The sequence below is a fragment of the Arthrobacter sp. 3Tela_A genome, from assembly GCF_049311025.1.
In the GTDB taxonomy this organism is placed as follows: Bacteria; Actinomycetota; Actinomycetes; order Actinomycetales; family Micrococcaceae; genus Arthrobacter_B.
In genome coordinates this window covers 9,788-26,722 of record NZ_JAXIOM010000005.1, presented here as the reverse complement: position 1 = coordinate 26,722, position 16,935 = coordinate 9,788, and the positions used below count along the sequence as shown (strand labels likewise).

Below are 16,935 nucleotides of genomic sequence, written 5' to 3'. Positions count from 1 at the left end.
TCGGGTGGATTAGATCTATGTGGGTAAGAGGACGGTACTCCAACTGATCAGGCACGTTTGCGTTCCCTTGCCGTAGCTGGTGACCGCCATTCGTTGAGGTCTTCGCGGGTCATCTGCAGCTGGGTCAGGAACTGCTCGATCTGGCTGGTAACGGCCTGGGCGGCGCTGGTGCCGAACTCGGGTTCGAGGTCGGTGTGCCACTGGTGCAGCCAGGGTTCCAGTTCCACGAGCCCGGCAACCATCGGGACCAGAGCATCGTTCGACGCACCGAGTGCTTGCTGGTTCATGATCTCCCGCACCAGGGCAACGGCCTGGTCCCGGTGGTTCCACCCGGCCCAGCCCAGAACAGGAGTCGTATCGCCTTCGCGGCCCACCCCGGGATAGATGATGAACCGTTCCTTGGGCACGTCGAGCTTGCCGCGGGCCTGCCAGTAGGAGACCTTTTGGAAATCGGGTGTTTTGTATTGCGGTGGGACCGGGATGGTGACTTTTTCACCGGCATCCTCGCGGCGCTGCAGATCCCAAATGGTCTGCCATTCCCGGAATTTCTCCAAACCGGAGGGCTTGTACCGGTAAGCAGCCAGATACGGGACGGCCTGCGTCGGCGCCAGGGAACCTATCACACCAACGAGATCTGGTTCAGGGTTTCCCGTGAGGACACTGGCGAGTTCAGAGAGCACCTTGTCATGGCGCAGCAGATCCGCCAACTGGGCCACTGAACGGATAGAGGGCCCCTGCGGATCACGCCACAGCTCCCTGTCTTCGAGACGGTCAAGGATCGCCTCCTCCAAGGCGTCCTGCAGCTGCTTCCCCCAGGGGGCGGTCGTCCAGCGACGCTTGTACTCTGGGCGCTCGAGGAGCCGGATGTTCGGGTCCGTCTCCATAAGGTGGAGGCGCTTCTCAACGAGTGCTCGGTAGTCTTCCGGCCACTCGGTTGGTAGATCGGCTGCCGGAACTGACCGATGTCTTTCGAACCACGCCGACTCTTCGTCGCCATTCGCCATGAGCCTCGCCAACCGGATCTCAAAGGCGCGCTGCCCAAGCGGTATTGAATCCATATCCGTGTCGTTATACGTAAGAGGCTCTTCTAGGAGTCCGTACAACCCGTATGCCTGCCAGTCGAGTTCTTCCTGTTCGAAGACAAGGCGCTCCCGCAGATCGATCCACTCTTCATGCGCTGAATCTAATGTATCGGTAAGAGATCCTCGATCATTACGGCTGCACCATTCGGAAACTGACGTTCCTGGTTCGACCTTATCGAGTGCCTGCGCGAGTGCGTCAACAACCCTTCCCCTAGTTGCCGGAAGGGCGGGTGGGAGTGGAAACTCTTCAAGTTTTGCCGCGGTAAATTCGAAACGCCATCCCCAAGGTTCTGTCTGATCTCCGCCTTTGTTGTGGCTGACCTGTTTTAGCCAGAAACAAGCCACGGAGCTGTTAAGGATGCAGAGCAGCCCGTAGTAGTCTTCTTCCGTCGCATCATTTGGTAATTGGACGAACGAAGCGTGACGATTGAATAGCATTGCACCTCGGTCGAGGCTGAAATGAACTCCCGTAGCAATACTGGGATAAGTGATCGCCCACCGACCAATCCGATCAAGGGCAATCTGATGCCACTCCCACCACGTGCGCCCTTCTTGTCGGTATGTTTGCTTTGAAAATGTTTTTCGATTCCAAGTTGCGGCACGGACTGGCCACAACCAGTGTTCCAACCCCGGAGTATCGCGAATTCGCATGAGCTTGCCATCGCGGTAGGGGAAGATTGCAGCTGAACCTGTACGGATATGAAAATCCCGAACATCATCTCCCGTGACGAAGTCGCGAATTACATCATCTTCGACACCGCGACGTTTCAACGCCGGACGCTGCGCCAGGAAAGCCCCATCAGCATTGGTCTGCCCGGTATATCCCATTGTGAGTACGACCTCGGACATTGTGTGGGTAGAGAGGATTTCGATTTGGGAGCGCAAGGCCGATGCCACGGGGCTGGCAATCGCCCAAGGATGTCGACTAAGTACCTCGCGCTTGAGGTCGCGAACACTCGTATACGTTCCGTCGTGTCCAGGGTCGTCGACGTGCTTGACGATCTCTGACCAGACAAGTCCCGTCGAGGGATCTCGAGGGTGGCCCGGCTCTCCGCGCACACCGAGCACCACCCGGACACGCTCGGTGACCGGGCGCCGGCGGCGGCCGACGATGATAACTGTCGGTGTGCCGTGTCCAGGGATGTATGCACCCGCAGTGTCGGCTACGAGCAGGAGATCGACAGGGTTTCCCAAATGATAACCTGCAAAGAAATCCTCAATTAATCTCTTTCCAAACTCCTGTCGCATGAACCCATTGGAAGTGATTTGCCCAACGAAACCAGCCCCTCTTCCTGTTTCCCCGCGAATAGCTAGTCGGAAGAAAAGCTCCATGAACGGAATTGAAAGCTGGAATTCACGGTGCGCGGAGGAGTATGCGCGGCGGTACATCTCTTTTAGGCTTGGATCCTTGGGCTGGATGTACGGCGGGTTCCCGACGACGACGTGGTAACGGCCGGTCTGCAGGATGTCCGTGTATTCGTTAAGATCCTCTGTCTCGTAGATATACGTATTCTCGGCGAAGAGGGTCTTGGCGCCGCCCTGCTCGCCCAGGAGGGAATCGCCGATGGCTAGGTGAAAACCGGGCTGCTGCACCCCGACCAGAGATTTTTCCCCGGCGGCGAGGAGTCCGGCGACGGTGAGACGGAACCGGGCGATAGCCACGGCGAAGGGGTTCAGGTCCACGCCGTGGATGGAGTCCATGGCCTTACGGACCCGCTGCTTGGGATCCATCCCGGGAGCCTCATTGGTCCATTCCCGGTTGAGGCGTTCAAAGGCGCCGAGGAGGAAGTGCCCGGACCCGCAGGTCGGGTCGATGAGCTTCAGCCCGTCGATACCAAACTCGTTGACGGCCGGGGTCAGGGTGCGGTCTAGGATGAATTCCTCTACGAACACCGGGGTCTGCAGCAGGGCATAGGTTTTCTTGGCGTGCTCGGACAGGTCCTGGTAAAGGTCACCCAGGAAACGGGTGTCCAGGTCCGGGTCGGTGAAGTCGTGCACCAGGTTCCCGCCGGCGTCGGTGCGGCGCCAGAAGTCCAGCAGGCCCTTGGCGGCTTCGGCGCTGATCTCCGCCGTCCAGACCGGGTTGTGTTCGGGATCGACCAGCGCCGCTCCGGCGGGCTGGGCGGCGAGCACGCGGAAGGCCTGCTGCAGCCAGTCCCGGTCATGATGGCTGGTGTTGGTGCGGAAATACGCTGTCTGGTTCTCCCGGGCACGCACCGTCCGGGTACCGGGTCCGGCGATCCAGCCCACCGGGACCGGGACCCCGTCCAGGGTGGCACCGGTCAGCAGGTCATTGTCTTCACAGAACCGGATAAAGGTGGTGGCTACAATCCAGGCCACCGCGGCCTGGTCGACCTCGTTGTCCCGCCACGCCGTCCAGGACAAACCCGTGCGCTCCCGCCGCAGGGCTTCCGCGTGCTGTTTCTGCAGGGAGGCGCCCCATGGGGTGGTCGCGTCGTCGGCCCGTTCCTTCAGATCGGTTTGCAGGACCTTCAGCTGGGACTTCAGATCCGGCAGGAGGGTCGAGGACGTGATCATGCAAAATCTCCGGTCAAAAAAGTATGGTCAAAGGTGGAAGAGTCGGTGCCTTCGGGACGTGTCAGCTCGCGGGGAAGATCGATCCAGCCGCTCGGACCCAGTGGCACGGACCGGCCCTCCAAGAGAGGCGCACGGGCATCTCCGGGTTTGGCAACCAAGAGCCAGCGGGCCGCCGGGCGTTTACTGCCGGTGTCGAGCAGAGACGCCAGCAGCGGAGCCATTTCATACCGCATCAGCGGTCCGACATTCGTCAGCAATAGAGGTTTGGCGGACGCGATCAGGTCGGTCCAAAGTGGCTCAACGGCTCCCTGAACGACTTGCACGAGGGACTTCCATTCCTTGCTTTCCCGGTCCAACGCATCGTAACCGAGCAAGCCGGTCCAAATGCCGCCGGCATTCTCTATTCTCGCTTTGCCCGCACGGACCACGAGGTCGGCGACGTCGACAACCTCCACGCCGTAACGGGAAGCCAACGCCTCCGCGGCAGCGACATACCGCTTGGGTGCCACGGTGAGGGTCAGTGCTGCATTTCTGCCCAGTGAGTCCTGCAACTTTCGGATGACGTCAGCGGCAGGCGTTGGCGTGAACTGAGTGGACGTTCCCGTCCCGGTGCCGGACAGAACGGTGCTCTTGGGGGCATACACTCCGTCCCGGTTAACCAGGTCGGGATATAGCTCTCCCATCAGGGAGTCGAGCTTGTCTGAACTCGGAAGCGACTCGGTCCGGTGCGGGAACCGAGCAGCCAGGGTGCGCCGTACCGCCATCTGGCTGATGGAGCGTCCGGGTTTACCCCGCATGGCGTGTTCGAGTGCCTGTTTAATCGGCAAGTTGCGTGGGTACAGTTCCTGGAATCCGGATACGGCCGCTGTTTGGCTGGCGGCCGCGGCCAACCGCAGCAGACGGGTATCGCTTACGTGCCATTGGCCCGCACCACCGAGCTCCTCGACAACACTGCGAAGTTCATGGATTGCCGTGCTGGCTGCTACGACGCCGGCTGCGACTAGTTCATCGGCTTTATTTCCCAGCTCTCCGGCGAAATCTGTGAGGAGGTCAGCAGATGGGAAGACGTCGTCCCCCTGGGTCTCCGTCTGGTCACTGAGCGCAAGCAGAGCCGCCTTGCCGCCGGCACGGCGACGCAGAACAAAGTTTGGCTGACTGTCTCGCGCGTCGAATTCAACAACGGCCCGCACCAGGGCCAGTCCGTGAGCCAAACGCTCAGGGCCGTCAAGGGTGGAACCACGGAGGGTCAGGAGCGCACTCGCCGCTTCCACCACTGTCATGACCCGCCCTGCATCAACGAGGATCTTGATCAGCTCTCCGCACGCAGCCACGAACGGCTGATTCTTCGACCAGGTCGAGGCGGCGTCGTCGAGCATCGTCGTGACGCGTTCCCTGGTGGTCTGGAAGCTGGAGGTTACGTCGGCCACCGTGGGCCATGGTTCAGCCTCTGACAGGCCCAGGAGCCCTTTGGCCAGCGGTTTGTCTCCTGCGGGAAGCATTTCCAGCAGGTCGCCAACTACCCGGTCCACGCCGAGTGTTACCTCGGTTCCTTGAGCGGTTTCCGCCGGGCGGAGGGCTTTTCGCCACTGAGCGATGCGGGCTTGAATTTCCTTGCGATAAGTCTCGCCCAAGCCCCGGATGCCGTTGATCTTGACCGGATGAACACCGAGAACATCCCCAACAGTAACTATGCCGTTGAGGCGGCGCAGCGCCGACAGAGCATGCGCCGATAGGCCTGACTGCTCCAGTGGTGTCTCGAGCGTTACGTTAGCGGCAAGCTCATCATCTTTCTGTTTTGCCTCGACATCCAAGGCGAGGGATGCGAAAACTTCGGTCCAAGCGACCAGCAGGTCCTCAACGTTGCCAAACCGCTCCTTGAGATCCGGCGAGAGGGCCTTCGTGAACAGCTCGGTGAGCTGAGCGCTCACGGCGGGATCGAACGACGTCGGCTCAATCACCGGCCGGTCAGAAGGGTGCGCCGGTGCGCTGGCTCCGTTGGGCCACCAGGGCAGCACGCCGGTAGCCATCTCGAACAGGGTCGCCGAGACGGACCACAGTTCGGCAGCGCGGTCGTAACGCGCACGCCGCCCTGTGCCGAGGAAGGGATCCAGGTAGCCAGGTGTTCCGGAAGAAATGTTCTCCAGCGGTTCACGCGCCAGGGAGAAGTCGAACAGCGTGAGGTGAGGCTTCCGAGAACCCGGATCGGGAGCGATGCCCAGGTTCGCAGGCTTGATGTCCCGGTGGAAAATGCCCTTGGCGTCCACGAGATACGCCATGGCCTCCAACAGGTCAGTACCCCAGCGCTGCAGCTGCTCCAGGGTTGATTGGCCTTCCTTGACCAGGCGGGTAGCGAGCGTCTCTTTGCCCGCATCCGACATCAGCAGAGCAGTGCGGCCGCCCAGCTCGAGCTTTTCCCGCAGTCTGACGATGCGGGGATGCTCGAGTCCACTGAGCACTTGGGCTTCGACGTCGATTCGCCGCCCGGCAGCGTCATCCCGGGCGACTTTGAGGATGAGTTCCCTGTCATCGCCGGTCGTGTCATCCAGCACCGCCAGGGCAACTCCCGATGATCCTTCGCCGCGGCGGCCTTCGACCAGGAAGCGTTCGCCGATCATGTCGGTGCTCTGGGCATCCAGCGGGTCAGTGATGACGGCCCGGGGGGCCTGATCATCCGGACGGCGGACTTCTTCCCAGGCTAAACGGACCAGGTCCAGTGCATCCTCCACCGAGGCTGGACGCTCGGCCTCATTGACAGCTGTCAGTTCGCCAATAACATCGGCGAGGCTGTCCGGCAGTGCAGCGGTGACGGTCCGCGGATCGAACCGCCCCGCCTGTTGCTGGATCTCCTGCACCTCGGCGATCGTTGTCGCCGGTGCCTTCCCCGTGAGGATCAAGAACGCCATAGTGCCGAACCCGAAGACGTCCAGCGGGGCGCCGGGGACGTCGGTGACGGTGTGGCGTGCCTCAGGTGCGAGCCATACCATGTCTTCGGCACCGGCAATGCCGAGAAGGTCGGTCACTCCACGGCTGATGGTCCACCGCGTCGTCGTGGCTGTGTCGTGGTCCTTCTGCGCGGAATACCAGTCGCGGACTTCGAGCCGCGGACCATCCGCAGACGGACGCACCCATACCCGGTGCGGTGACAAAGCGCGGTGGAAAAGATGCCGATGGTGGGCGAAGCGGAGAATGTCGCCAAGCTGCTCAACCAAGGCAACGCGTTGGTCGAGGGTTAGCGCAGCCCCCTCGTCGGCGAGGAACGCATCGAGCGGACGCTCTTCGGTCTGATATTCGAAAACCAGGGCAGGGCCGTCGTCGGTCACCAGGAACTGCTGGGGTACAGCGATGCCTTCATGGCGGATTCCGAAGGTGAGCTGGTATTCGCGCTGAGCCAGCTGCTCGATGCGTTTGCGTTCGGAGGCTGAAGCCTTTGGCGGTACGTCGTAAAGCCGCAGACGTTGCTTGATTTTGGGAAGGTTCGGGTGGGTGACGACTACGTCCTGCCAGTCGACGCCCTCGGCTACGGGGTCTGAATCGGCAACGGCGTAGTCCCCGACCATCCGTTTCTTCGGGGTAGGAAGGAAATCTGCCTTCTCGCAAAGGTGCCGTACGAGCTGGGCGCGCTGGGGATCGATGTAGTCTCTGGCATTGGGCGGGGGAGTCTTCAGGAACTCGCTCAGGCGTTGCAGCGGCGGGTTGGAGCTGACGTTGTACTTGTCCAGCTTGATGACCCCGGCGCGTCCGGAGGGGTCTACGGCGAAGGTTGAGCCCTGGCCGTGCAGCACAACGAGCGCATTTACCCAAGGAACGGACTGCTCGGTGTAATGACCGGACGCATACGTCTTCAGCAATGACGACAGGCGTTTCGCCTTCCGATCCGTCACGAGGAACGGGTTCGGGTGCGTCTTGCCCGGCCGGTACCAGCGCTGGGAGTTGCCGGTGATGGTTCCGTGCCACCCCTTGAGCTCCACGCAGAACAGCCCCACAGGAGTCAGGAGTAGTACATCGACTTCGGCCGTTCGATTGTTCGTGTCGATGAAGGTGAGGTTGACCCAGGCGGTGGTGCGGCCGTCGTCGGGCAGGACCTCGCGGAAGGCCTCGAGGGCGGCTGCTTCCTCGGGCGTCGCGGCAGGGCCCATCACCTTCCAATGCGGAGAATCGGCCTTCATTGGTGTTTTTGCCCCCATGGCTAACGGTGTCGATGCTGTTGCTGCCGTAGAAGGCCGCTGATCTAGCTTACGCCGGGGAATCAGGATTGTGCTGCGGCGCGCAGACGTACAGGATGTGATGCACCCCGTCAGCGTCGGGTCTCGACCTGTTTCAGAGCTTGTCGATCCAAGTAGGCTCGTCCCGGTTGTCCCAAGCGGACCCTGAGGAGGGAGCCCTTCGGGGTTTGCGATCTTCTATCCGGTTAAGGATGCGTCTAGCCTCGTGCGCGTACACCTCACGAATCGACGCGACCTGTCGGATCACGCAGGATTGCACCAGTTCCTGACGCTCCTTCATGGACATTATGCCGGCCCGCTCAAAGGCTGCCCTAATTGCAGCGACCTGGTCCTCATTGATAAGGGGCTCGGGCTGGACACGCTCTGCTGGTTCTTCGGGTAGGTCAAAAAGGCCTGGTTCATCAAACTGCACGGGCTGGCGTTCCTAAGGTGTCGGGGCAGTTACGATTCTACCTCCCTGGACGCGCTTCTTAAGGGGGAGTGGCACGTTAGTGACCGCTGTCATAGGGGCGTCGCTGATAGTCCTGGACGCGTGTTCATTGGTCATGCCTATTGATGTGGCAATCGACCGGGGCTTGTACAATATGTACGACCGTATTGCGACGATAGCGAGCGAAGATTATAGAGCTACCTGTATCAGGCTTATTGTTGGCAATCTGCTGCAGCCCACCGAAAACGACTGGGACACGGACGGTCAACCGGGTTGAAACTGCGCGAAGAATTCTCCGGTACGAGGACGTTCGAATTGCAAACATGTTCCCACTGCCTACCCAATCAACTGGCGACCTAAAGACACTGGGGACTCATAAAGCGCCATGGTCGATAGCGCGCGAAGAACTGCACTCTGGCATGTCTTTGGCGGACGGACTCTTGCTCGCTTACGGGACGTCAGCCCCTTCAGGGCCAGCGAGGCACCTGTGGCGGGATCAGATTTCGTGGCTGTTTGCTGAGATTGAGCCTTTGGATATCCCTGTTTGGACCGTTAGCGACGAGCCCCGGCATCCGTCACGGTGGCATCGCCATACCTTCCGGGAGCACCCGGGGATGCCTTTTGAAAATGCACTAACTCTAGTTCTGCAGGAAAAGGAAGTGTCCGCTGCTTGCCAGACCTCCGTGGAGAGCTAGCGTTCCACGGAGAATGTGCACTGGCGGACGTATTCAGGCCGAACTGAACAGCTCTCACAGAAGATCTCGCAGCGCACGCGGGTCGTTCCAGGCATATGGGCGATACACGCTGGAACTGTCGCCAATGCGCATGAGGTGATCGGGGCCGTTGAATGAGCTGGCGTGCTCCGATGAGCACAACTGAGGCGCGGGGCTCACTTTTCAGGCCAAGGACTCACTGGGTTGTTTCCGAGGCCGTGTCCGTGTGAATCCATATAGTTCTCGTTATGACAACTCCTTCGATGTATGAGCTGGCCGCCTGGCGCAGCATTCAGCAGTTCAGACTCCGCCCTGTCTCGCGGGCGGTTAGGAAAGCGAGTGATCAAGTGGCCAATGGTGCCGCCGGTCTTAGTCACCGCGCCTCTCAGTTCTTGGAAGAACGCCCCGGCGCACAGGCTGCCGTCTCCCGGGGAAAGGATCTCTTGGGCAAGGGTGTGAGCGTTGCACGATCTGGCGCCCGGAAAACGGCGGACGCGATTCCTGATGGCATGGCCGACTGGTCCGGTGCAGCGCTAAGCTCTGTGACCAAGACCATGGCTCGGGTAGCTCGAGTGGGACTCTCTCCACGTCACGTAGTGCAAAGTCATAGAAAGCGCGGGCATGACGTAGCGGTGCTGTCGGACCTGCGACTCCTAGACCTTGAAGAGATAGACGCAGTCCGTGGCCGCGGCATGAATTTGTACTATCCGCTTGCGGCAGCCATGTCGGGAGCAGGTGCGGGCATTGTGGTTTCCGGAGGGTCGCTGGCGACTGCCGTGTCGGCAGGTGCCGCGGCTGCGCCGTCCGGCGCAGCCATTGCAGGTGCCATGGTAGGTGACGCAGCGGCCGTCCTGGGCATCGCGTCACGCTCAGTTGGCCATGTGTCCCTTCTTTATGGCTACGATCCTGAGGACCCAAGTGAAAAGCTCTTCGTGATGTCAGTTGTCAATGCCGGAACAGCGGTTTCCGCGAGTGCCAAGACCGCTGCTCTTGCAGACATTTCTCGTCTGACCCAGGCGTTGGTACGTGGTAAAGCGTGGGCCATTCTCGATAAATCCGTAGTCACCCAGGTCTATAAGCAGTTTGCCAATGCATTTAGCGTTCGCTTTACCAAGCAGTCGCTGGGCAAGGTCGTTCCTGCCGCAGGAATAGTGATCGGGAGCGGGTTCAACTGGGCCACGTTGGAGGCCATTATCGATACCGCAGATATGGCCTACCGCCGGCGCTTTCTGCTCGAAAAATACCCGCAGTTGAAGGAGGACACCGTTCCGATGGTTCCAGAACAGACGACGGGGGAGGACGGTGTGGACGAGAACATTAGCATCCTCGCCGAGCTGGTGGAGGCGGGCGGCCCGGACCTGCATTAACAGCAGGCAGGAGGTCGACCACTGCCAGTTCGAGGTAGTGCAGACGCCGGCTGGCTAGTCCCGATTTCTACTAGCACCTAGCTCAGTTTGTCTTTCTCGTGGGTGAGGACTTCAACGCGCTACCAGAGTCCTTTCCCATAGGCACGCCTCGAGGGCGTAGATTCAGCGCCGGGGCCTGGCTGCTCTTCGGGATGAGACCGAGCAAATCATCCTGTCGAGCCTGACCCAGCGCCAGCCGGTATGTCGCTAGACCGGAGAGCATCTGCCTGGTCCGTACAACATCCCTGCTCAGGGGATGATCGAGTAACCGACGTTCTATTTTGTTCTCGCCTCGGTGTATCCAATGAGGTGAGAACTCTTTGTAGGCATCTTCAGACTCGGCGACGGCCTGGGACGCAACCCGAAAAACAGCTGCCCAGGGGTCTTGGGTATTGGAGCCGAAAACGGCATCCCCGTGCTGCGTAGTTACATTTTTGCGCACGGCATGGCCGAGATAGCGGTGAACCCGTCCCTCACGCTGCTCAAAATCAACCGGGTTGGACGGGACGTTCCAGTGCATCACTGAGTGCGACCACCAATGAAAGTCGATACCTTCCTGGCCGACCGAAGTTGACACCAATACAAACGGCCAGAAGGGGCTGTTGAATGACCGGCGGACCTCCGGCATGCGGGCTGAATCGCCGTCCTCTGAGCGGGAGTTGCTGTAGCGGACTGCGAAGCGGACCCCCATTCGAAGGTCCTCGTGTGAGCCATCCGGATATTTCGCCTGCATGGGTGCGGGACGAAGAGTGAGGGCGCCCCGGATGTCGTTCGCCAGCAGCATGAGCTGTTCCCTGGTCAGTTCACCCGGGGGCTGCTGACTCCGCAGCTGGAACACATACTCATCCAGTACGGACTGCAGGTTTCCTGCCTCGCAGTACCTCAGCACCCTCTGCCAGGGTTCGCCCTCCGGGAACAGTCTGACCAGGAGTTCAGCGACATCAAGCCGGTTGAACAGGGAACGGAGGCCGGAAACACCGATTAGGGCGGCTTGATAGACATCGCCCTGGTCCATTCCTTCCGGAGCTATCCGCAGCAGGGAGCGGTACACGCAGTTGGCAGGTGAATTCGCTGCCAGATCAGCAATCTCAGCATCCCATCCAAGGAACCCTCCAGCCGCCACCTCAAGCATCCGGTCAACATGCTGGAGGTAGGCAGTGTCCTCCCGTCCGCCGTCGTCGTTCCTAGTGGACTCAAGAGCGTCCTCTGAGCCCGAGCGCCGTACGATGTCCTCGGCTGTCTCTCGAAACTTCTTCGACACAGCGTCCTTTTTGTCCCATGTCTTAGGGAAGCCACCCGGAACGCTGAAATAAGATGCCCAGGATCCTAGCCGCCCGGCATCGCCCTCCGGCGCTCCCGAGATTAGCTGAGCTGCCGCGGCAGTGCGTTCCCTGAGCTCCGTACCTGTCACGCGGCGGCTGGCTGACCTTGCAGCCGACAAGGGATCACCGGCAGCGCTGAGACCAACGTGGGGGACGAACAACGCCAGCGTCGACATACGCTGCGGCTCCCCGTCTTTGACGTCATAGCGGAACCTGCCGCGGAACTTCCGCCGGGCCTCGGGAGAGTTTTCTCCGTGATCGGACCCCTGGAGTATTTCCCGCTCCGCCTCATAGGAAAGGAGAGTGCTAATCGCTGTGGGGGCAGCATTCCATGACGTAAATATCAGCTGTTTCGTCACGGAGGACTGCCCGGTAAAGGGACCCTTCGGTTCCAGATAGGGTAGCGACGGCGGAATCCACAGCAGCTTCCACCATTCCTGGCCGACAGTGTGGTCACGAATGGCACGGAACTTCGCACTGTCGGTCTCCAGCGGTTCGTAGCGGTGGTATTTGTCCGGATCGATGGTGGCCAGATTGGTAAGCAGTGGCTGCAGAGCTACACCGTTCTGGGCAGTCGATCGACCGATTTTGTAGCCGCTTAGGAAGTGAGCGAAGCAAGGAATGGATTTCCAGTACTCCAGCACGTTGCCCGAACCGGTTGCCCGTGAGACCTCGGACAGGGACCGATAGCTTGCGAGGTCCCCGGGCTTCACCTCGGTTGGCGCCATATCGATGACCTTGAGCATGTCGTCCATGCCGAGCTGGGGCCGCTCGGTCCGGGACATAAACCGGAGCAGCGAGCGTTCTATCCGGTCAGTCACGTTCTCATCAACGGATTGACCGGTGAGCTGCCGGCGTCGTGTTTCGAAATCGGCTCTCAGCCTGCTCAAGTAGCCTTCCTCGCCGCGGCTGAGGAAGTCCAGAAGTTGAAGGAAATCCGAGGAATGGTCGTCCCCGTCGATATCAGCGGCGGCGGTGTGAGCCTTGTAGGGAGTCGCGGAGAGCAGCAGCAGCTTCGCGCCGTCGTACTCCAGGAATTGCCGGGCTAATTCATTGGCCTCATCAATCTGGTCGTCGTCCGCGGGCGGTCGCAGCAGATCGCGGAAGCGCTGGAACTCGTCCAGAATGATCAGATCCGGTTCCAGACAGTTCAGGCCTGCCTGCGCCAAGTCGGATCGCAAACCGCCGATGATGCTGTTCATGGATTTGCGTTGAACGTCCCAGTCAGCTGCCTCGTTCAACAGCTCACGCTTGAACGCCGGCAGATTTCCGCTGGCCGATGCCAGAGTCAGAAACTCGTCCGCGATCTGGGGCATGAACCCGTCGGGGTTCTTGGTCTTAATGCGGCCGAGCTGCCATTCAAACGAGCCGGTTCCGGCAGTAGCGCGCAGAAGTTCGACTGCATGTGTCCGGTTGTGGGGAGTGATGACGTTGAGCTGTTCCAGTAGCGTGAAGAGCACAGCCCGTTCCGGCGCCTGCCCCGTGGCATGAGTGACTTTGAATGAGGTGCCCGGAGTCAGCGAGATGAAATTGACCCTCTTGTTCATGCCCTTGGCAGGTTCACCCTGCAGCAAATCCAGCTGGCTGGGGAGTATGGTCAGCCGTCCGGATTCGATGATGTCCTGCTGGCCGGTGACGTTCAGGCGAGCCAGATTCTGTTTGGCCAGATCGGAATTGGAACAGACATAGACGACGTCGATTCGATCCACGCCTGAGTCGGTCCGGTCCAGTTCAGCGATGGCTTTGGCGATGACGCCGCGGGCAACCATGCTTTTCCCGAGCCCTGTTTCGTCGGCGACGAGAAAGCGGTCTGCCGGCTGGGTGTCTTGGTAGAGCCGGTGGAAAACGTGGTCTACGGTGCGCCGCTGGAATCCCCGCAGGCTGTTCAGCGCCGGTTGCGGGTCAAAGACCATGGGACGTTTCCTTCACTTGCAGAGCATCTGTTGCGGCGGACCAGAGGGCTTGGAGCTGCAGGACCTCTTCGCTGCCCCCATTCAGCTGCACCAGGCGTTTAATCACCGGCTCCAGATCGCTGAACACGTCCGGGGCGTTGGGATTCTCCAGTGCGGTGATCAGGGCTTCGTACAGTCCGGCTGATGACCCCGCCTCATATCCTGAACGGAAATGCCACGAAAAGCCGGCAAGGCCTGAACCGGGTGGAGCGTCTTCCGGTGACAGAAACAGAAGCAGGAACTGCCGCAGCTTGTCCGGGTGGTCCAGTTGCCGGGCAATGACCTCGTCGAGACGGCCCGCCGGATCGGTGCGCAGCACACCCTGCACAACGGCCGTCGCGCTCAGCCCGGATTCCTTGTCGGTCAGACCCAGTACTAGATAGGGGGTCACATCTGCCAGCGGCACCTGCCGAGAAACCAAACTCGCGGCCGGGCGTTCGGAAGCCCCCAGGACCTCGAAGACCGGTGTGCGAAGCGTCACCAACCGGACGGTGGCGCTGAACTGCGGCGGAGGGGTCCAATGATGCTCCAAGCTGACCGCATACCGTCCGGATGAGTCAGGTCCCTGCTCCTTGACTGCATCAAGAACGAAGCTTCCAGCCGCCGCCTTCTGGAGCTCCGTCTCGAGCTGGAAACGAGTCTTGTCTTCGTTGCTGGGCTGTTTGCCGCCGTCGCCCGCATAATCCGTGAATGGAACGTCTTTGAGGCTGTTTAGGATTTCATCCACGCCGATTCTGGATTTGAGTCCCTTCATCTCGACTAGGAACTCCACATTTGTGTTGAACCCGGCGTCGGTGGCATTGCTGGAGCCGAGAAGAACATGGGTCTGGAAACCGTAGTCACAGAAGTAAGCCTTGGCATGCAGGCCGGTGAGTTCACCCGGTGAGTTGGGAACCCCGTCGTCGCCTGTTTCAGGGGTGACTGTGTCGTCGAAGGAGCGGAAGCAGAGGCGCTTGTTCGAAATCACGGTTGAGGGGAGCAGATCCAACTGGTCGGCACGAGAAAACACGTGGGTTTGGTCGGTGCGGACGTCGATAAGGCGCCGGAGCAGCTTTTCATCCAGAAAAGGGGAGATAACAAGCTTCTTGTAACCGATGGTTTTCGCCGCCCCCGGGTCGGGATTCAGGCCCGTGGCGGTCTGCGGGTTGCGCAGGTAACTGACCAGGGACGAAGGCTCCGGCTCGGACTGAACACCGAGTGGACGGAACGATAGCGAGGAAATGTGCTCCGGCAACTCCCACTCAACCGTGGTGATTCGCTCAGCGAGGTCATTGATGCGGTTGACCCGTGTTTGATCCAGCGGCACGGAGGCCATGGGACTCAGCCCTGTGAGGAACTGCGACAGGGGAGTGTTGCCAGGCTGCGCAGATACCGAGGGCGCACCATCGAGCCGGACCAGGAGATCCCAGCTGGTGTCCGGGGTGAGGTTGCGGCTGCTGCACAGGAACCGGTAGCGGCGTTCGCCGTTGTCGTCGTTTTCAAACTCCAGTACCCAGACCTTCGGGTGGAAGAGGCCACCCCGTCTGGCGCTGACCTGGTGAATCATTGGCTCGAGCAGCGCCAGCAAGTCCGATGCATCCTGTGGAACCCGGATATTCCCGGCCTGACAGAAGATGTCCACACGGTCGGATACCTTTCGGAGCGCGGTAAGCACCGCGACCGAATTAGTGAACTGCTCCCCGGACCCGGACACAAAACTCAGTGGGACGGCCAGCGCACTGGCCATGTCCAGAGTGAAGGTGGTGCCCACGGCATGAACCAACCGGAACCCGGCCGGCGGACGCAGCTGCTGAGTCAGGGCCTGCCTGTTCCCGGCATCAAGCATGTGGAAGTTCCTGTCCGCGGGCCAGCCCGTCGTGAATGTCGCGGATGGTCCGCCGGACCTGAGTCCAGCGGAATGTGAGGGCCGAGACTCGCTCCGTCGGGGCCCAGGCACGGAGGCGCTGCTCGTTGCGGAAGCGAGAGTTGGCTTTCTTCATGAGCCGCTCTCGGTCTTCAACGGCCCGGCGGAGGGCGAGGTTGTCCGCCATGTGCGTCGAAAAGTCCTGAGAAGCTGCGGCGATAGTGCGGGCGAAGTCGAGGGTGCTCAAGCGGATAGCGGGGTTGACGGCCTGCACTCTCTCCAGGAAGGAGGCGGTGTCCCAGCTTTCGAGCAGGTACCTCTTCGCACTCCGTTCCATTTCCCAGGACTGCAGCAGCTCGTTGGTCTTCTCCGTCGAGCTGCCGTCGGGAAAAGTCCTGGCAGCAAGTTCGGCCAGCAAATGCTGGTAGAGGATGTTGGCACCGTTGTGCACAAACGAAAAAAGTTCAGCGTCGCGAAGCCATTGGGCAGTGTGAGCGTCGGCAGTTCGGGCGGCCGGTTCCTCCCATGGACCATAGGTGTTGTCCGCGAGCGGAACCGGGGACATCACCAGATGTGCCAGCAGTGTCCCCCGACAGGAAGCGAGCAGGCGTTCCTGGAGCCATGATGCTTCGGCATGAGTGAGCGCTAGGCCGTGCTCTTCTGTACTGGGAAAGCCTTCGGGCGGCTTGGGCAGGGACTGGTCCCAGATCACCGTTGATTCGCTGCCGTTGGAGCTTTCCGAGCTGCGCCGGGCTGCGCACATGGCCTCGGCGACTCCTGCCCGGTCGATATCCGGGTGCACAATCTCATACCGGCGAAGTGCGGACCAGTAGGCCGCTGACGGAAGCTGGCGGACCTTATTGCCGGCCGAGCTGCCAATGAACCCGGTGGTGGAGATTTCGCCAAGCCTGTCGATCAGTGCGCGTTCGGATTTCTCTGCCCGCGATTTCAGGGCATCCGGTTGGGTTGTTCCCGCCGCGGCGGTCAGATAAGCCCAGGGAACTAGCAGAAGGTAGCGGGCGCCGGCATGCAGGACGGAAGTACCGGGGAAAAGGGTGTTGCTGATGACATCCCGAATCTGCCCGATGCCCAGATCATCGATGGTTTCCGGCGTGGAAAAGAGTTTTACCAACTCCCGCATGCGGTTGTTTTCGTCAGTGTTGGCATCAAGCCAAGAGATAAGGGAAGTCATTGTTTGATCGAAGGAGCGCTTTCGGAATTGCAGCAGGCTTTGTGGCAGCAGTAACAGGCTACCTTTATGGCGCTGCAAACCGGGGTACCTGCTGAATCTTCAGCTGTTGCTAGGACTTTCACCGGCGGTCTGCACAGGCACATCCACGCAGGAACACTGCATGGGTTGTGCATCCGCGTATCTGCAGCAGGGGGAGTTCATGCAGAGGTATATTCTGTCTGGGGGCGCCAGGGG

General features: G+C 60.6%; 6 protein-coding genes. 1 reads left to right on the top strand and 5 read right to left on the bottom strand.

The genetic code is table 11. The features are described from left to right. Nucleotides 1-47: 47 nt before the first annotated feature. Entirely contained in the window at nucleotides 48-3,620 is a 3,573-nt protein-coding gene (gene pglX, locus TVC13_RS02925; RefSeq protein WP_422399749.1) for a BREX-2 system adenine-specific DNA-methyltransferase PglX, read from the bottom strand. Then, nucleotides 3,617-7,786, bottom strand: coding sequence for a BREX system serine/threonine kinase PglW (gene pglW / locus TVC13_RS02920; protein ID WP_422399748.1), 4,170 nt, complete (start codon nucleotides 7,784-7,786; stop codon nucleotides 3,617-3,619). The genes pglX and pglW overlap by 4 nt, the downstream gene beginning before the upstream one ends. 1,448 nt (nucleotides 7,787-9,234) lie before the next feature. On the opposite strand from pglW, the gene TVC13_RS02915 reads away from it, so the two are divergent. Then, the gene (locus tag TVC13_RS02915; RefSeq protein ID WP_422399747.1) at nucleotides 9,235-10,353 is read left to right on the top strand and encodes an EcsC family protein; all 1,119 of its coding nucleotides are present in this window, start codon (nucleotides 9,235-9,237) and stop codon (nucleotides 10,351-10,353) included. A gap of 82 nt (nucleotides 10,354-10,435) precedes the next feature. Here the strand turns inward: TVC13_RS02915 and TVC13_RS02910 are convergent, their stop codons facing one another. From TVC13_RS02910 to TVC13_RS02900, 3 genes are read right to left on the bottom strand one after another with little or no spacing between them, the layout of a single operon-like run. Further along, the gene (locus tag TVC13_RS02910) at nucleotides 10,436-13,627 is read right to left on the bottom strand and encodes a helicase-related protein (RefSeq protein ID WP_422399746.1); all 3,192 of its coding nucleotides are present in this window, start codon (nucleotides 13,625-13,627) and stop codon (nucleotides 10,436-10,438) included. Next, the gene (locus TVC13_RS02905; RefSeq protein WP_422399745.1) at nucleotides 13,617-15,491 is read right to left on the bottom strand and encodes a phospholipase D family protein; all 1,875 of its coding nucleotides are present in this window, start codon (nucleotides 15,489-15,491) and stop codon (nucleotides 13,617-13,619) included. Before TVC13_RS02905 ends, TVC13_RS02910 begins: the two co-directional genes overlap by 11 nt. Next, entirely contained in the window at nucleotides 15,484-16,701 is a 1,218-nt protein-coding gene (locus TVC13_RS02900) for a DUF6361 family protein (RefSeq protein ID WP_422399744.1), read from the bottom strand. Before TVC13_RS02900 ends, TVC13_RS02905 begins: the two co-directional genes overlap by 8 nt. Nucleotides 16,702-16,935: the final 234 nt, after the last annotated feature.